Here is a 17040-nt window from a genome sequence, read left to right on the forward strand (position 1 = left end):
CTGCTCACGAGTGCGCGCGAGACCAGATCTTGCGTGTCACGCTCCGCCCGCGAATCCCGCGGCTGGAGGGCCTACGGGTTCCGAGAAGCGGACATACAGGAACGCATTCGAGGCGGCGTGACACTTTTCCGGGGAGCGTGACCGCCGGTGTCACGCTCACGCCCGGTCAGCGTGACACCGTTCGGGAGCGCGCGGACCACCTCTCCCCCAACCTCCCAGCTCACCTCACAGGAAAGCGTCTGCCTGGGCAAACGGCCTCTCAGGCTCCTAAGCATCACAGATGATCCGGGCATTTCTGGCCCCAGTCCCCCAGGCCCTCACAGGTCGCCTCCCAGGGCGCTGGGAGGTCTGAGGGATTGCGCAGGGTGAGGTCAGCTGGCGTCGGGGCGGGCCGTGCGAATGCTGCGCTACGAACGGGCGCGGGCGAGGAACACAGCGAGGGCACCAGCGGCTTCGGGCTCGGTGGTGGCAAGCCGGGCCGCGAACGCCCGCTGGTCGACGTCAGCATCGGGGACCAGGCGGGCGAGTTCGGCGGCAGCGCAGCGTGCGCGAGGACCAGCGGCGACGGAAGGCCGGCCGCAGCCTCGCGGGCGGCCGGGTCGCGGTAGTGCCCGAGGTGCGCGGCCAGAGCGTGCGCGAGCCAGGCGTCGACGTCGCTCTGCACGTAGCCGCCGACGCGGCGGGTGAGTTCGTCGCGTACGGCTTCGTCGCCCTCGCGGGGTTCGGCCTGCTCCAGCGTGCCCAGCTCGCGCAGCGCCTGGAGCTCATCGGCACGGGCCGCGATCCGGGCGGCTTCGCGCAGCTCGGCATCCCGCGCGGCGGCGGCGAGCTCGGCCTGGACGACGGCGTCGGCGTCGGCGTCGGCGTCCGGGGCGTAGACGGTGCCCGGCACCGCGACGGCGAGCAACTGGGCGAGGCGCACCCACTCCGCGAGCTCCGCCCGGCCGCGGACATCGTCGGCCTGGTCCTCGTGCCGCGAGTCCTGCCGCGCGTCGTACCGCGCTTCCTCGAGGGCCGCCGCGACGGCGCCGGTGTCCATCCCCTTCGCCCGGCGCCGCACGACGCGGCGGCCGATGCGAGCGGGGTCGACCGGCTCGCGGGGCGCGGCGACGCGCGGGGCGAGGGGACGGCTCGCGGGGCGCCGGGGCGGCCAGGGCGTGGTCATCTTCGGCCTCGCATTCGTGGTGAGGAATCAGGAGCGGGCCGCTGCCAGAGCGCTGTACGGCGGCCCGTGAATATTGAGCCGAAGCTCAGGAGTTGTCACCAGCGGGCTCGGATGAGCTGGCGAATGGGATCGGTCGCAGCAGTCTGGTTGTCACAGGCGAGGCATCCGACTTGTCACACACGCTCATTCAGCAGTCCTTCTGTCACCAGAAGCGAAGATCGAGAGCCTGCGACCCATGCGCACCTCACACCGTCTCACCTGACCAGGAACTTCACCGACCCGAAGTGATCGACGCCGCTCTGACCCGGTTCGAAAAAGGCCACGACCGCACCGTCCTGACAGTTCGTACCCCGGTACAGAACGGCAAGGCGGTCGGTGTGGTTGGTCGGCCGGTTTGCTTCAGCCTGCGTGTTGTAGCAGCGACCGTCCTCGGGATCGGTCAGCTCGAATCCCTGCCACCACCCGTCCACGTAGTAGACGAAAGATCCTCGCGCCGCCTGGGCGGGCGTCGCGGACACGGTGCACAGGGCCGCGGCGGCAACGGCCGCAGCCAGCGCCTTTCGGAGGTTCTTCATGAAATCGCTCCCTCAGGGACGTCTTGCGGGCGGCCAGTGTGTCCGCCCGGATACGCCCGCGGGGCGACCGTCACCCGAATGGCCGTGGAGGAAACGATCCCGCCTCACTCACCGGAGCTACCCCTCGCCCCGTAAACCCCGTCCTTGTGATCGCCTAGGCACGTAACGTCTCGGAACTCACGGCGGTTCTCCCGGCAGGCGTTCTCGGCCGTGGCCGCTAGAGCTGTGGCGAGCGTGCCCGGCATGATCAACAGGTTCGATGCTGCGACTTGGACCGCAGATGGGCCTTCCAGTTCAACCAGTGTCACCGCCCGACGCAACTGCTGATGCCGGTCGCGGTGAGCGGCCAAGGCGGCTTCACACCCGGTGATCGAGAGACCGTCGACTCCTCGAAGTCCGTCAGCGACGACCTGGGCCTGCTCAATGAGGTCCAGGTAGGCGGCCCGCCGAGTCTGACGGGTGCCTTCGCGGCGCTGCGCCTCGGTAGTCGCATCGACCTGCACCCGAGCAGCGCGGGCGTTGCCCCTGCTGGTCAGCCGGCTCGCCAGCGAACTGGCCGCAATCGCCGTCACACCTGTGAGGCCAGCGACGAACAACGAGTTCTCAGGCGTGCCCAGGAGTCTCTCCAAGAAGACCCCACGACGGCCACCGCTTCCTGATCAGTACCCGACGTGTTACGTCCCGAACGTGATCACCCGAACCCTGGGCGGCCTCCCGGCTCGAAGAACCGGCAGCCTGCCACCCGCTACGACGTGGGCAAAACCGTTACTGACTTCGGCGTCTTGGGGGTCTGGATCTGTGTCGGGACCGGTGACGCGGTCCGTCCGGGCTGGTACGCCGGAGACATGCGGAATCCGGATGAGGGCGGGCTGACCGAGCAGCGCAAGCGCCGGGAAGAGGTGCGGATGCGGGCCGTTGACCTCTTCGAGGAGGACGGGGAAGTCCCGTGCATCGCACGAGAGTTACGGGTGAGTTAGAAGTCGGTCTACCAGTGGCGCCGTAGCTGGAGGACGGGCGGACGCGAGGCGCTGTGCTCCATCGAGCGCGATCAGTAGCCGAAGAAGGGACACGACAGATCCCCAACCTGCGGTCACGTAATCGATCAACGCTGTGACCTGCTGCTGAGCTGTCGGCAGTTGTCAGCATTAGTCATCGTTGAGCTCCCTTCCGCGGCCCCGAGACGGCCCCGGGAGGGAGCTCCGTGGTGCGATGACAGAAAAGTCACGGGCCCCTGGCCGCCAGACTCGGCGGACTCGTAGTCTCCAGGCCATGGAATGGACAGCGTTAGCCGCCACTGTGGTGGGTGCGGTTGTCGGGGTGGGCAGCACGCTCGCCACAGACCGAGTGCGTTGGCGACGGGACACAGGCGAGCGTGACAGAGAGACCCTGCGCACGGTGTCTGCCCAGTTCCTGGAGGCCCTGACTGAGGCGCGCGACGCCATAAGCGATGCCAGTCGATCGGAGCACCTACCAGGGGATGAACGGGCCCAGCTCGCTCGCGCCAGCATCCTGGCCCACGGTCTGCACTCGAAGCAGTACCAACTGGAGCTACTGGCCACACCGGAGGTGGCCCAGTCCGCCAGGGATGCCGCCTACCAACTGCTCCTCTACCGGGACGCGGTGGTCGCCGGTCATCTGCGTGACGATCCTGAGTGCACACGGGTACGGCGCACCTTCCGGGAGGCCCGCCAGAAACTCATGGCTGCCATGCGGTCCTCACTGGCTCGCCCCTGAGAGCCTTCGACCGCAGATTCCCGCCCCTACCTGGCACACGTGTGGCTCCTTGAGCCTGAGGTCGCCGACACGTGTGCTCGGCGCCCCGACCCATCCCGGAGTCTGAGCGCCCCCGCCGGGGGCATGTCTTGTGCCCGCCGTTTCCTCTCGGCAAGGTTCACTCGCTCCAGCCGAGCGACCGGCGTAGCCGGGGCCAGAGCGGGCCGAAGGCTGGAGCATCAGGCCCCGGCGGTGAGCCGGGGAGCGCGCGGCGAGCGGAGCGAGGCGCCTTGAACCAGTAGAGAGAGTTGTAACTCAGCTGCTGCGCCTCGAAGTTAATTGCCTATCGTGGCTGGTAGGAGAGCACTGGGTCAGCCCAACCGCCGAGGCGACGTGACAGCCCAAAGCGTGAAGGCAACCACCAGCGTCGCCGGACGTGATCGGCAGTGACCGAGGACCATTGAGGGCCGGCGAGGTCTTCCACGCCCCACCATGTCTTGACGGCCTTGTTCCCGCCCAGTTTCAGCAGGGGCCAACGAGGAAGATGCAACCCGCTGAAGAACATTGAGACGTCATCGCCGCACTTGGTGGTGTAGAAGTACCGCTCAACATCCGTGTAGCTGGCTCCAAGACCGCACTCCAAACCCATGGTCCCACCGAGCCATGACAGGGAAAGCTTTCCCCCGGCCGGAATTGAGGGCACCAGCACTGGGTTGAACCACACTTCTCCGTTGAGTCCTCTTGTGAGCCCCGTTCTCACGGTCTGGGCAACAACGATGTTTGTTGCCGGACCTGTTCCGACGTTGACGAGCCACCACTTGGGCTCGCCGGAATCGCCCTGCCTGCTCTCCCACATGAACTGCAAGACGGGCATGTGGGAACGGCGGCTGGATGCATACGACAGGGCTAAGGAGCCCAGCGACACAAGGACTGCAAGCACAGAGATCAGAATGGTCAGCATCGTCCCTCCCATACGCACGACGAGTGCGGGACCTCCATACTCGCTCCTATGCAGCCGAACTCGTCGGGAAATCAGCCCGTGGTCCCTGAAGGAGACACTGTCCTTCCTGGAGGCCGCGTCGCCGCGACCCTCTCTATGCCGCGTTCGTGCTGGCCGTCTGTATGGGGCAGCGGCGCGGTGAACTGGTGGGCCTGCGCGGTGGCGGAGGTGGACCTGGACAACCGGGTGCTGCACGTCCGTCAGCAGACACAGCGTCGCAGGGGAACGCTCTACGACGACGACCCCAAGAGCCGCCGCCGGGTCGTTCCGATGCCGGCCCTGTGCATTGCACCGCTGAGATGGCACCACCTGCGGCAGCGGGAGATATGCGCGGCCACGGGCGTCGCCCAGTCCGAGGACAGATGCATCTTCGCGACGAGAAACGGCCGGCCGGTAGGGCCACGCAACGTCTACCGGTCCTTCGCCCGGGTCGCCACTGACGCCGGTCTGCGGGTGGTCCGGCTGCACGACGCCGGCACGGCTGCGCCACGCTGCTGACCGCCGCAGGCATCGCGCCGAGGGCCATCATGGAAATCCTCGGAAACAGCCAGATCAGCATCACGATGGACATGTACACGCACGTCGTGCATGACACGCAGCGGGAGGCGATCAGCCACATTGACCACCTGCTCAAGCGCCGTCTGCCGAGTTCCTGAGACGCGACTGCCGTCAAATGGTGCCGTCAATAGGCCCCGGACCATGATCGGTCCGGGGCCTTTTGCCTGGTGCCCCCGGCAGGATTCGAACCTGCGACACCCGCTTTAGGAGTTCGATCTCCGTCGCGTCTGGCGGACTCCAACTGTGGGCATTCAGGCCGTCGGCGACCGCTGAACACTGCGGCTGTCCATGCCCGTTGATGTCACCGGTGGATGTCAGCGCAGGGCCGCACTCTGCGCGGCCAATCCGGCGATCAGGTTGCGCTGGTGGAGCGATTTGCCACCTCGGTCGCACCAAGAGTCAGCGAGTGCGGGTTGGCCTGGTAGTCCCGGTAGTGGACGCTGCCGCCGACCGCGCCCCTGACGCGCAGAGCCGCCGCGCTCGCGCCAGCCACAACATAAGAACTCGAGATCGCTTAGACCGCGGGCCACGGCGGCACAGCCGCGAGCGACCGCCGGGCACTCCGTCCGGCCGTGTACCCCCCGATCCCCAGGCCGATCCCGACCAGGGTCAGCACGATCCCGAAGACCCCGAGCGTCACCAACACCGCCGGCACAGTGAAATCCTTCTGCACTCGCCCGAGCACCCCGGAGGCCGCGACGCTGCCCGACTGCTCGTCGAGGAAGAACCGCGAGTCGTTCGAGTTCCTCCGGTGGTCGCCCAGCAGGAACAACCGCCCGTCCGGCACCTGCACGTCGTACGGTCCGGTTGCCGGGTTCACTTCGCCGCGCATCACATACGGTTCGTCGACCGGCTTCCCGTTCACCGTGATCCGATTTCCGTCGCACACCACGTGATCACCGCCCATCCCGATGACCCGCTGCAGGACCGGTCTGCCCTGATAGCGATCGGGCACATGGACGAGTACAACATCACCCCTGCGTATCTCGCCCGCGTCGATGCGCTCGATGGCCAGCCGCTCGCCTGGGCGGTACGTGGGCTCCATCGCCTCGCTCATGACGGTGGCCCCCTGGTAATTCGTGAGGAAATACCCGATGTTCCCCAGCGCCAGGACCAGCCCGAGTGGCACCAGTACCCAGGCCGCGACTCTCGGCCCGCTGCCCACTCCCCGCTGCTGCATGAACACCCCTCCCTTGAGCCGCCCGAGGCCGGGCGAACCAGCAGAGGCTAAGCGGTCTCGGGGCAGGAACGCACCTCACTCCCAAGGCCGCATAGGTCGGTGGAGACTTGGGCCCAGTCAAGTGCTGGCGCAGGGGCCTGGAGCACCAGTTCGGAAGACGCCGTATGCAGACCGCGGCTGACCTGCCAAGTTCCTGACCTGGTCCGGAGCGCGACTGTCGCCGCTGTTCCCCGTACGTCTCCGGAAGATCCCGCCGGACCGGGCATGGAACGGGCACGCCAGCCACAGCCCCCTCCGCGGGGCTTCAGTAGCCGAAAAAGTGACGCGGCACCTTTCTGACCTGCACGTACTCCAGTCGCCGCCCTTCTGGCCTGCGGGTTAGCGGTCGGCGGTTGTCGTCGCCCGTCATCGTTGAGTCCCCTCGCACGGCCCGGAAACGGCCCCAGTCGGATGTATCGGGGTCACGGCCACCGCCTGGGTGCTCCCCGGAGATTGTCAGCACCAGGTGGCAGGATGCCGTGCTATGACCGCACCGATCAGTGAGTCGTGGACGCGAATCGAGAACTGGCTGGCCGAGCGCGCCCCGGCGACCTACGCCGCGCTGGCGCCGCCCGCGGATCCGGCGGACATCGCCGCGGCCGAACGCGTCATCGGCCGGCCACTGCTGAAGCCCTTGGTGATGTCGTTGTCGCGGCACGACGGTCTCCTCGACCAGCGGGTCTCGCTGCTTCCAGGGTTCTACAGACCGATGAGTGCACGCGAGATAGCGGCTGAGTGGCAGCTTTTCGCCGGGTTCTACGACAGGCGCACGGCGGATGAGGAAGGAGAGGAGGCGGACTACGACTTCATGAAGACTGGGGTCAGCAACGTCCTGTACGGACATCCGCAGTTGATCCCCATCGCGCGGGGCGTCCGTAGGGGTTGCCTTGTACTGGACCATCGTCCCGAGATCGACCGGGGGCGCGTCCACGAAGCCGAGGCCGAGCAAGGCCTTATGCGCATATCACACGAGATGTGGACGTCCCTGCCGGTGCTCATGGAGACGATCGCCACGTCTCTCGAGACCAACCAGCCCCTCAACGACTACACGCCCGTAGTGGACGAGGAGCATAGGCTGTACTGGAATTTCATACCGCTGCGCAGTGACCAGACCTTGCATCGGTCATGACACAGCAGCGGATAGTGAGGTCGGTGGAGCTACTTCGGGGCGAGTGATCACGGCCGGCCCGTAACCTTCCGGCGAGTCGGGCAGTCTGTGGACTGCCCGTTACATGACTTGGGCATATCTGGGACAGTTCGGTCTGTCGAGAGCGAGGCCGGTTCCGGCGAGGAATCCGCCGAGGATGGTGTGCCGGTACTGCAGCGCCTTGAGTCGCCTGCGGAGCACAGTCTCCAGCTCGCTGAGGGCGCGTGCGGCCAGGCTGGCCAGGCTCCGCTTGATGTGCGCCCACAGGCCCCTTGAGCAGTTGGTGGGCGCCATCCAACAGGCGTATGTAGTCCGCCTCGCCCAGCGAGCGACGCTCGCCCTTGCGGCCGGTGTGCCGCCGCAGCCGGTAGCACAGGCGGGCGGGCAGCCCGGGCCGGTAGCACAGCAGCTCAGCCGCTGAGAGCCGTCCCCGGCTGCGGCCGGGCACCTTGATCCTGGGGGTGATGCCGCGCCGGCCCCAGGTGCGGCCCTTGGGCGGCCGGCCGGTCACGCCCGCTTCGTCCTCGAAGCAGATGAACGCGCCGGTCGCCGCCCGGAGGGTTTTACCTCCTGCCAGGTCATCTCCCGACATGCGGTGATCGCGTCCTCGTCGCGTTCGGCGGCGGGCCGGGCGGGCATCTGCACGCTGTAGCCCATGCGGTGCAGCAGCCGAGTGACCCCGGAGACGCTGTAGGAGAGGTGGAACTTCCGCCCGATCAGCGTGCGCACCCTCGCGGCGGTCCACACCTGGTCATCCGTGCAGCCGTGCGCGGCCGACCCCTCCTCCAGCCACGTCGCGAGCTCGACCTGCAGCTGGGGGCCGAGGTGGCAGTCGTAGCCGGAGGGGCCCTTGGAACGCAGCGCCTCGCGTCCGCCCGTCCTCCAGGTGTGGCGCCACTGGTAGACCGACTTCTCACTCACCCGTAACTCCCGGGCGATGCACGGGACTTCCACGCCCTCATCGAAGAGGTCAACGGCCCGCATCCGTACCTCTTCCCGGCGCCTGCGCTGCTCGGCGGTCAGCCCGCCCCCGTCCGGATAGCGCATGTCTCCGGCGTACCAGCCCGGACGGACCGCGCCATCGGTCCCGACACAGATCCAGACCCCAAGACGCCGAAGTCAGTAAACGCCCCGCCGGGTCCGGCTGATCAGCAGGTGGTTCGCGAACTGGCCGCACGTGAGGTGATGGTGACGGCATCCCAGTTGGAGAGCTGGCGGCGGGCTGGGCTGTTGCCGCGTCATCGGCGGAGGGGCCTGGGGCGGGGCCGGGGGTCGGTGGTGGACGTGGTCGATGCGGTGGTGGTCGAGAGCGCGGCGGCGCTGGCGCGGCACCTTCGCCAGGGGCGTGACCGGCGGCTGGCCGTGCTGGACTGGTTCGCCGAGGCCGGCATGTCTCACAAGCCGGGGCGGTGCAGGTACCGGAGCCACCGGTGGACGCCGTACGTGAGGCTGTGGTGTGGGTGCTGCGCGGGACGGTGTCGCACCGGCTGGTGGAGGTTGCGCGGACCGCGGCCTCGGCGGGTGAGGAGGCGCAGGACGCGCCATGCGCGGTTGCCGGCCAGATAATCGGATCCCGGGCGTACCGCGGGGCAGTGCACCCTGCGTTGGTGCGCGCGGCGCTCCTGGCCGATGAGGATCTGCCTGAGGGGCCGGATCTCCAGGGGACGGTGCACCTGGTCGCGGCAATCGGCCTGGGGTGTGTTGGCTGAACTACGGGTGGTTCTGTCCTTGTTCTTCGGACAGGCAGGAAGCGGACTGGCTACCGTCCCATCTCATGATCGAGCGTGAGGATGCCCCGAGGGATCTGAGGTCACTGGCGGTTCCGCGGGCGGGGTCGCTGGTAGGGACCGGAGATCCATGGGAGCCGTACCGACTGGTGGATCCCGCCGGTCTGCCGGTGGGGTCGGTCGCCGCGTACCTGATGGATCTGCAGGGGGCGGGACGGCCCGCGACGACCCAGCGCTCGTACGGCATGGATCTGCTGCGCTGGTTCCGCTTTCTCTGGGCGGTCGAGGTGCCGTGGAACGAGGCGACCCGGACCGAGGCCCGCGACTTCTCCCGGTGGATCCAGATCGCAGCCAAACCTCCACGGCAGCAACGCAGTTCGGGATCACGCACCCCGGCGCCGGTGACGCTGCCACATCCCAGAGGAACGAATCCGATCACTGGGAAACGGCCGATCGGACGGACCTACGCCTCCTCGACGGTCGCGCACAGCGAGACGGTGCTCCGCAGCTTCTACGCCCACCACCTGGAGGCCGGGACCGGCCCGCTGGTGAACCCGTTCCCGCTGGCCAGGGCACGCCGAGCGAACGCGCACCACAATCCGATGGACTCGTGGCGCCCGCAGCGAGCGGGGCTGTTCCGGCCGCGGCAACCCCAGCGGATCCCGCGACAGATCCCCGACGCGGTCTTCAACGAGCTGTTCGCCCGGCTGTCCTCGGACCGCGACCGGGCTCTGGTCGCCCTCTGGATCTCCACCGGGGCCAGGGCCTCGGAACTGCTCGGCGTGCTGTGCTCCGGCACGGATCCGGGACGCCAACTGGTCACGGTGGTGCGCAAGGGCTCGTGCGCGCTCCAGCAGCTGCCGGCCTCGCCGGACGCGTTCGTCTGGCTACGGCTCTACCAGCAACAGACGTACGGACAGGTGCCCAACGGCCCGGACGATCCGCTGTGGTGGACCCTGCGGCGTCCCTTCCGGCCGCTCAACTACCATGCCGCACGGGCGATGTTCGTCCGAGCGAACGGCACTCTCGGGTCGAACTGGTCGCTGCACGACTTGCGGCACACGGCGGCCTACCGGTTGGCCCGCGACCCGCTCATGCCGATCACGGACGTCCAATGGGTCCTCGGACATGCGCGCTTGTCCACCACGCAGCGGTACGTCACGCCCACCGCCGACGACGTCATCGAGGGCGTCCTGGCCCATCACCGCCGCCAAGCCGAGCAGACCCAGGCAGAACCTCCCGCACCTGCATTGCACTACCGCGCGGAGAGCCTGGACGTGCTGTTCGGCCGGGGGCGGCCATGACCACCAGCGCCATCACCGCTGCGGTGGCTGCCCGGCCCTGGCAGCTCAGCGCGGAAGCCGTCGCGCTATGGCAGAAGTTCCCGCCCCGCGCCAACCCGAAGAGCTGGCCGGCGACACGGCAGACCCGGGCCGCCGTGGTCGCCCGCATGCTGGCGCCCCCGTTCCTCGGCCAGGACTCCAAGACGCGTTGCAACCGGAAGCTGACCCTGCTCAAGGTGCTTGACTGGCTGGAGATGCAGCCCGGCAGTACCTGGCAGGAGCGATGGGACGCCAGTGGAGCCGGCATCGACGGGCGCGTGGACTGGCGGCTCCGGCTCATCAGCGACCTGAAGAGCGTCGACAACCTCGGTCCGCGCGGAGAGCGGATCTTCCGCATCCTGGGCATGGGCCTGGTCCAGTTGATCGGCGGGGACGTCCTGCGGCCGGATCTGGGCTGGCTGATGGCAACCGGCTCGCCGCTGCGGATCGCGAACGAGATGGAGCACGTCCGCGACGGCGAGGCCATCGCCCGACTCCGGGCCCTGCGGTCGGCGAGTACGGTCGGCGACTCCACCGTGCTGCCGGCGATCGAGAAGATCGCATTGATCATGGCGGCCAAGGGCGGCACGGTCGCCGATGTCACCCCCGGCGACTGCCTGGAACTGCTGAAGGCCAGCCGGGAGGTGTTCCCCGGGCCGGCCAAGTCGACCCGGCACAGCCCGTTCTTCTATCAGCTGCTGCATTCCTTGGGCGTCTTCCCCGAGACGGCCCCCGCCTCGGTCCGTATGTTCAGCACGATGTTCCCCGGCCAGCTCACCGTCGAGCAGCTTGTCGACCGCTACCACCTGGCCTGCCGACCTGTCCGCGACCTGTTGGTCGACTATTTGAGGGAACGCCAGCCCTCGGTCGACTACAACACGCTGACCGGCCTGGCGACCGCGCTGGCACTGTGGTTCTGGAAGGACCTGGAGAACCACCACCCCGGCATCGACTCGCTCCGGCTCGCTCCCGACGTCGCCGCGGCCTGGAAGAGGCGGCTTCAGACCCGCACGGTCCGCACAACCAACGAGCGCGGCGACGTCGTGGAGTCCACGGTGGAGAGGGCCACCGCATCCGACAGCCTCATGACGGTGCGGGCCTTCTACCTGGACCTCGCGCAATGGGCGCTCGACGAGCCCTCCCGCTGGGGCCCGTGGGCGGTCCCCTGCCCGGTCCGCGTCGACGACATTCAGCACCACAAGATGAAGACCCGCCGCAAGGCCCGGATGGACCAGCGCACCCGCGAGCGCTTGCCCGTCCTCCCGGCGCTCGTCGACGCCGTCGACCGGAACCGCAGGGCAGCCGCGGCCCGGCTGGAGGCCGCCGGACGTGTCCGGCCCGGCGAGCTGTTCACCGCCGGCGGCCAGATGCTGCAGCGCGCGGTCCTCAAGCGGCACTCGCCCCACCTCTGGGCCGAGGAACCCGAGACAGGTCGGCGCCGGAACCTTGCCCGCGAGGAGAGCAACTCTTTCTGGGGCTGGGCTGCGGTCGAGGTCCTGCGCATGACCGGAGTGCGCATCGAGGAGCTGAGCGAGATCTCCCACCACAGCCTGGTCCAATACCGGCTGCCCAACACCGGCGAGCTCGTCCCGCTGCTGCAGATCGCCCCCTCCAAGACCGACGAGGAACGGCTCTTAGTCGTCTCCCCGGAGCTCGCCGACGTGCTCTCCGCGGTCATCTGCCGAATCCGCACCGCTGACGGCAGCGTCCCCCTCGTGATCGCCTACGACCACTACGAGAAGGTCTGGAACCCGGCCATGCCGCTGCTGTTCCAGCGCAAGATCGGACTGGAGGACCGCCCGATCCCCATCGACGGCATCCGCACCCTCCTCCAGGACGCGCTCGCCGCCACCGGGTTCACCGACGCGACCGGCAAGCCGCTGCACTTCGCCCCTCACGACTTCCGGAGGATCTTCACCACTGACGCTGTCATGAACGGAATGCCGCCCCACATCGCCCAACTGGTCTTGGGCCACCGCGACATCAACACGACCATGGGCTACAAGGCGGTCTAGCCCGAGGAAGCCATCAACGGGCACCGGGCGTTCATCGCCCGCCGCCGGGAATTGCGGCCCAGCGAGGAGTACCGCAGCCCGAGCGAGCAGGAGTGGGAGGAATTCCTCGGCCACTTCGAACGCCGCAAGGTCGCGCTCGGAGACTGCGGGCGAGCCTACGGCACCACCTGCATCCACGAGCACAGCTGCATCAGATGTCCTCTCCTGCGAGCCGACCCGGTCCAACGGCCGCGGCTGGTGGACATCCGCGACAACCTCATCGCCCGCATCGTCGAAGCCGAACGTGAAGGCTGGGGCGGCGAAGCCGAGGGGCTCAAGGTCAGCCTGGCAGCGGCGAACGCCAAGCTCGCACAGCTCGACAACCTTCTCACCCGCCGCTCGACAGCCGTCAACCTGGGCATGCCGACCTTCGCCGACATCGCCACGGGCACCACCACTGCGGCGACGGACCCGCGACAGCTCTGAATATCCATGGCCGCAGAGAACCTGCACCACCTACGCTCCACCCATGCGCACCGTGTTCGTCTTCCCTGCAGGTGAGCGGGCTGAGACGCCGTGAAGGCCCTGAGCGCAGCAGCCAGCTCCAACGAGACGTGGGTACAACCCACCGGCTCAGCACGGGAAGGAAGCAGTCGTGTTTGACCACGTGATCGGACTACGTCCCGAGGAAGCCGCACGCTGGGCCGCGCTTGTCGAGGAATCCCGGCCAGTCCTTGAGAGCGATGGAATGGAGGCCGTCCAGACCCTCCTGGCCGAGCGCGGCATGAGCATCATCCAGGCGATCGCAATCACCCGGGCACTACTGGGGAATGCGGAGACACCGCTCCGAGTCGCCATCGACATCGTGGCCACGAGCAAGGCTCGGCAGTAAGTTCAGAGAAGGCGCAGGAGGTGGGAACAGACGCATTGGCCGAGGCGTTCGCCGCCTACGGGATGTTCGGGCTGAGCGTTGAGGACTGGGCGCGGATGCTGGGGGCGGCCGAGCGGGGCGAGGGGCCGTCGGTGGACTGATGTCTGCTCCAGCAGCACGCGGACGTGCTGGGGACGGTTCAGCGGGCAGATGGTGAGGGGCTGGTGCGGTCGCGGACCGTGTTGCTCGGTCTGCGGGGGTTCTACGCGATGTACATGATGCATGGGCTGTTCATGCCGGACACGCCCGGACTGGCCGCGCTGAGGGACCTGATCGACTCATGGGGCATGGGCCCGCTCCTGGACCGCATGATCTCCCCGCACTCCTCCCCCAGGCAGTTCGCCGAAAGCCTGACGATTTGCCTCGACCAGCTCTTCGACCAGTACGAGGCGCTCATGGCGCAGCTGGTGCAAGACCCGTACGTCTTCCGTATCCCGGGTGACGCGACCGGCGCGGCCGGCTTCGTGGAGGCATGGATGAGTGCGCTGCGCGAGCAGGCCTCGGCGGTGCGCACGTCGGTGGCCGGGTAGTCGACGCCTGGAGCGCACACCGTACGCATCTTGCGTACAACGTTCCTCTGTGCGTACGATGTTCGCAACAAGAGAACGCCGTACACACCGGGAGGGAGCTGGCATGTCGAAGAACGTGAACTGGGACGAGCAGGGCAACTGGGACGCCAAGGGCGAGTGGGGGACCCGGGACTCGGCGGGACGCAAGGTGGACCTCGCCCACTGGCAGGCCCGCCTCGACGAGTTGCGCGCCAAGCATCACGTCCCGGCCGCGTCGCTGGCGGTCCTCGCAAACGGGACCGTCCACGAACTGGCCAGCGGCGTACTGCACCGCGGAACGGGCGTGGAGGCGACAACCGACTCGGTCTTCCAGATGGGCTCGATAGCCAAGATCTACACCGCCACCCTGATCATGCGGCTCGCCGAATCAGGCCAACTGGACCTGGACGCGCCGGTCGTGGACGTACTGCCGGAGTTCTCGGTCGCCGACCCCGAGGCGACCAGGGCGATCACCACGCGCCAGCTACTCAGCCACACAAGCGGCCTCACTTGCGACTTCAGCCACGACAGCGGACGCGGCGACGACTGCCTCGCCAAGTACGTCGAGGCCGCGAAGGACGTGGCACTCGATTGCCCGCCCGGCACCGCAATCTCGTACAGCAGCGTCGGGTACAACGTGCTCGGCCGGGTCGTCGAGGTGGTGACCGGCAAAATCTGGGACGAGGCGCTGAAGGACCTGCTCCTGGCCCCGCTCGGCGTCACGCACACCATGACGCTGCCCGAGGAGGCGCTGCGGTTCCGCGCGGCAATGGGGCACCTGGGCGAGGCGGGCCAGGACCCGGACCCGGCGCCGTCCTGGGACCTGATGCCGCGCTCGGCGGGCCCGTACGGCAGGGTCATCGCCACCGCGGGCGACGTCGCGCGGCTGGCGCGGATGCACCTCAACGGCGGTATGGCGCAGGACGGCACACGCGTGCTCTCCAAGGAGACGGTCGCGCTGATGCAGCGCCGGGTGGTGGACTCCCCCGACAAGTGGACGGTCAGCGCTGACGGTTGGGGCCTGGGCTGGACCTTGTACGACTGGGACGGGGTCCAGGGTTACGGCCACGACGGCGCCTCCATCGGGCAGTACGGCTACCTGCGCGTCGTGCCGTCGGCAGGCGTCGCGGTTGTGCTGCTCACCAACGGCGGCGGTGCGCGTGAACTGTACGCGGCGCTCTACCGGGAACTCCTCGCCGAGCTGGCCGGGGTGACGATGCCGGAGCCCTTCGCTCCGCCGGCCGAGCCGCCCGTGGTCGAACTCGCGCCGCTCGTCGGCACGTACCGGCGCGAGGGCGTGGTCATCACCGTGACCGAGCAGGACGGTGCGGGACACGCGGTGTACGAGTTCGTCGACGGCATGAAGGACTTCTCTGAACCCCTGGAGATCGACCTGGTGCCGGTGACGGATACGGTCTTCGCCGGTACGGGGGTGGGCGCGGCGTTCAGCGAGGACTACATGCCCGTGGTCTTCTCCACGCTGCAGGACGGCACGGGCTGCGTCTACATCGGCATGCGCTGCGGTCCCAAGACCGCGTAATACGGCTGTGCCGCGCGGAGCCCGGGTTTCTTCCTCGGCTCCGGCCAGGCCAACGCCTTCCGCACCGTCCGCCAGGTCACGCCGTGCGTGCGCTCAAGCTCCCGCATTGACATGCCGCCGCGATGGTCACGCCGGATCGCCGTACAGCTCGGCCTTCGACGTCTGCGGCATGACCAACATCTTTCACCACGGCATCCCGATGCTGCCCTGGCAAGAGCCCCCATGCCTCCCAAACTCGGTTCTGGCACACATTCCGTGAAAGAGCCTGCCGGCTCTCGCCAGCAGGAGGCGCGCAATTCATGTGAGCTGCGCGGACCACCGTCACCGGAGTCCGGTGAGCCGGGACTCGAGATCGCTCACGGAATGTGTGCCAGAACCCACTACTGCTCGATAGAGCCAGTGCGGCGGGTGGCGACGGAGAACACGTCTCCGAGCTGTCCATCCCCCAGCCGCTGGCGTAGCGATCAGTGCGGGGTTGAAGCGTTCGATGTGTCCGACGGCGGCCGGGACTGCGGCGGTGTGGAATGCCTGGGCGAGCCGCCGGGCTGAGTCGGGGTCGCCGGCCGGCGGCTTCTCGATGAGGGCGGGGGATGCCGCCTGTGGGCCCGCACGCCGCCGCGTACGGCCCCACAGGCCTGTGCCAGGCTCTCCCTACCGTTTGCGCAGCACGCCGTCTTCCGCGACGTCGCGCCGGATCTCGAAGAAGTCGGCGTTGGCGAGGTTCATGTCCGTCGCGAACGAGGCCAGCAGCCCGGGAGTGATCCGGAACGGTTCCTCCGACTCGGTCGCCGGCAGCGGGTCGTCCTCGTGCGGCTGGTTGCACACCGCCAGCACCAGCAGTTCACCGCGAAGGGCCTCCTCGTTCACGACCAGGAGGACGGTGTGCTGCGGCCAGCCGTCCTCGTCCCGTTCCACCAGCTCCAGCAGCTGCTCCACGCCGAGATTGGCGTAGGCGGGATCGTCCAGGATGTCCACCTGGTCGATCGCCTCCTCGCCGGAGGCGTCCGGCCGGGTGAGAGCCTCAAGGAACCGCTCCCACTCCTTGGGCCGGTCGTAGCAGGTGCGGACCAGGATCGTCAGCTCGGTCTCGGGCAGCATGCAGCCTCCTGTGCGCCGCGGCAGGACGTCACAGCCCAGCGTAGGAGGAACCGCACGCGGCCCCTTAGCCAGGTGGGCGAGCCCGACGACAAGCGGTCCGCAGGACGACCCGGAAGACAGCGATAGCTAGTGCCGCATCAAGCAACGTTCGCCCTGTCCACGATCTCGCGTAGGCGTTCGTCGGCGGCGTACTTGTTCCGCCAGATGATGTAGCGGCGAATCATGCTGCCCTGCTCCTTGTGGCTGGCGTGGTCGGTGCCATCCAGTGCGAAGTAGCGCAGGGCGGTGAACTGGGCTTCGATGCGGTTCAGCCAGGAGCTGTTGGTCGGCGTGTAAACGAACTCGACGTTGCTGGCTGAGGCCCAGTCGCCGACCCGGGCGTCCTTCTTTGTGGTCAGGTGCGGGGAGAAGTTGTCGAGCACGATCGCGATACGGATCTCGGGCGGGTAGAGGCTGCGCAGGTAGCGGCAGAACTCAAGGAACCTCGTGCGGTTCTTCTTCGG

The 17040-nt window shown here is 68.1% G+C and carries 18 protein-coding genes and 2 pseudogenes; 10 read left to right on the forward strand and 10 right to left on the reverse strand.

What is annotated here, in order from left to right:
* Positions 1-274: 274 nt before the first annotated feature.
* The 3 genes from ACFVYE_RS38720 to ACFVYE_RS38730 form a co-directional block, all read right to left on the reverse strand.
* On the reverse strand, positions 275-1165 hold the full coding sequence (locus ACFVYE_RS38720; RefSeq protein WP_389608530.1) for a hypothetical protein: 891 nt from the start codon (positions 1163-1165) through the stop codon (positions 275-277).
* A 254-nt stretch (positions 1166-1419) separates the two neighbouring features.
* A complete protein-coding gene (locus ACFVYE_RS38725; protein WP_383853657.1) occupies positions 1420-1740 on the reverse strand; it encodes a hypothetical protein in 321 nt (106 codons plus the stop codon).
* Positions 1741-1844: 104 nt separating this feature from the next.
* Positions 1845-2312: a hypothetical protein gene (locus tag ACFVYE_RS38730; RefSeq protein ID WP_383976487.1), complete on the reverse strand. Its 468-nt coding sequence runs from the start codon at positions 2310-2312 to the stop codon at positions 1845-1847.
* Positions 2313-2585: 273 nt separating this feature from the next.
* Here ACFVYE_RS38730 and ACFVYE_RS38735 point away from each other — a divergent pair, with 273 nt between their 5' ends.
* Both ACFVYE_RS38735 and ACFVYE_RS38740 read left to right on the forward strand, forming a co-directional pair.
* Entirely contained in the window at positions 2586-2717 is a 132-nt protein-coding gene (locus ACFVYE_RS38735; RefSeq protein WP_383976506.1) for a hypothetical protein, read from the forward strand.
* Positions 2718-3135: 418 nt separating this feature from the next.
* Complete coding sequence (locus tag ACFVYE_RS38740; protein ID WP_383976489.1) at positions 3136-3474, forward strand: hypothetical protein; 339 nt, start codon at positions 3136-3138, stop codon at positions 3472-3474.
* Positions 3475-3796: 322 nt separating this feature from the next.
* On the opposite strand, the gene ACFVYE_RS38745 is transcribed toward ACFVYE_RS38740, so the two are convergent.
* Complete coding sequence (locus tag ACFVYE_RS38745; RefSeq protein ID WP_382863010.1) at positions 3797-4414, reverse strand: hypothetical protein; 618 nt, start codon at positions 4412-4414, stop codon at positions 3797-3799.
* Positions 4415-4475: 61 nt separating this feature from the next.
* Between ACFVYE_RS38745 and ACFVYE_RS38750 the strand changes: the two are divergent.
* Positions 4476-5109: pseudogene (locus tag ACFVYE_RS38750) on the forward strand (tyrosine-type recombinase/integrase); the annotation flags it as partial.
* A gap of 222 nt (positions 5110-5331) precedes the next feature.
* On the opposite strand, the pseudogene ACFVYE_RS38755 reads toward ACFVYE_RS38750, so the two are convergent.
* Both ACFVYE_RS38755 and lepB read right to left on the reverse strand, forming a co-directional pair.
* Positions 5332-5456 (reverse strand): annotated as a pseudogene (locus ACFVYE_RS38755) (FtsK/SpoIIIE domain-containing protein); the annotation flags it as partial.
* A gap of 69 nt (positions 5457-5525) precedes the next feature.
* On the reverse strand, positions 5526-6191 hold the full coding sequence (gene lepB / locus ACFVYE_RS38760; protein WP_389608531.1) for a signal peptidase I: 666 nt from the start codon (positions 6189-6191) through the stop codon (positions 5526-5528).
* Between the two features lie 523 nt (positions 6192-6714).
* On the opposite strand from lepB, the gene ACFVYE_RS38765 reads away from it, so the two are divergent.
* Positions 6715-7359 (forward strand): hypothetical protein, encoded by a 645-nt coding sequence (locus ACFVYE_RS38765; RefSeq protein ID WP_389608532.1) that lies wholly within the window; start codon positions 6715-6717, stop codon positions 7357-7359.
* Positions 7360-7458: 99 nt separating this feature from the next.
* Here ACFVYE_RS38765 and ACFVYE_RS38770 read toward each other — a convergent pair whose 3' ends face one another.
* A complete protein-coding gene (locus ACFVYE_RS38770) occupies positions 7459-7671 on the reverse strand; it encodes a transposase (protein ID WP_389608533.1) in 213 nt (70 codons plus the stop codon).
* Between the two features lie 213 nt (positions 7672-7884).
* On the reverse strand, positions 7885-8424 hold the full coding sequence (locus tag ACFVYE_RS38775) for a transposase (protein ID WP_389608534.1): 540 nt from the start codon (positions 8422-8424) through the stop codon (positions 7885-7887).
* A 727-nt stretch (positions 8425-9151) separates the two neighbouring features.
* Between ACFVYE_RS38775 and ACFVYE_RS38780 the strand changes: the two genes are divergently transcribed.
* From ACFVYE_RS38780 to ACFVYE_RS38805, 6 genes are all read left to right on the forward strand, one after another.
* The gene (locus ACFVYE_RS38780; protein ID WP_389608535.1) at positions 9152-10408 is read left to right on the forward strand and encodes a tyrosine-type recombinase/integrase; all 1257 of its coding nucleotides are present in this window, start codon (positions 9152-9154) and stop codon (positions 10406-10408) included.
* Positions 10405-12441 carry a tyrosine-type recombinase/integrase gene (locus ACFVYE_RS38785; RefSeq protein WP_389608536.1) on the forward strand — a complete coding sequence of 679 codons (2037 nt, stop codon included), beginning with the start codon at positions 10405-10407 and terminating at the stop codon, positions 12439-12441. The genes ACFVYE_RS38780 and ACFVYE_RS38785 overlap by 4 nt, the downstream gene beginning before the upstream one ends.
* Before the next feature lie 51 nt (positions 12442-12492).
* The gene (locus ACFVYE_RS38790) at positions 12493-12906 is read left to right on the forward strand and encodes a hypothetical protein (RefSeq protein ID WP_389608537.1); all 414 of its coding nucleotides are present in this window, start codon (positions 12493-12495) and stop codon (positions 12904-12906) included.
* A gap of 169 nt (positions 12907-13075) precedes the next feature.
* Positions 13076-13312, forward strand: coding sequence for a hypothetical protein (locus tag ACFVYE_RS38795; protein ID WP_389608538.1), 237 nt, complete (start codon positions 13076-13078; stop codon positions 13310-13312).
* 203 nt (positions 13313-13515) lie between these two features.
* Positions 13516-13881 carry a hypothetical protein gene (locus ACFVYE_RS38800; RefSeq protein WP_389608539.1) on the forward strand — a complete coding sequence of 122 codons (366 nt, stop codon included), beginning with the start codon at positions 13516-13518 and terminating at the stop codon, positions 13879-13881.
* Between the two features lie 103 nt (positions 13882-13984).
* Positions 13985-15439: a serine hydrolase domain-containing protein gene (locus tag ACFVYE_RS38805; protein WP_389608540.1), complete on the forward strand. Its 1455-nt coding sequence runs from the start codon at positions 13985-13987 to the stop codon at positions 15437-15439.
* 651 nt (positions 15440-16090) lie between these two features.
* Here the strand turns inward: ACFVYE_RS38805 and ACFVYE_RS38810 are convergent.
* Both ACFVYE_RS38810 and ACFVYE_RS38815 read right to left on the reverse strand, forming a co-directional pair.
* Positions 16091-16537 carry a DUF6924 domain-containing protein gene (locus ACFVYE_RS38810; protein WP_389608541.1) on the reverse strand — a complete coding sequence of 149 codons (447 nt, stop codon included), beginning with the start codon at positions 16535-16537 and terminating at the stop codon, positions 16091-16093.
* A 137-nt stretch (positions 16538-16674) separates the two neighbouring features.
* Positions 16675-17040: transposase (locus ACFVYE_RS38815; protein ID WP_389608542.1), on the reverse strand; the 366-nt coding region annotated here is incomplete at its 5' end.

The organism is Streptomyces sp. NPDC058239 (assembly GCF_042882185.1).
Lineage (GTDB): Bacteria > Actinomycetota > Actinomycetes > Streptomycetales > Streptomycetaceae > Streptomyces.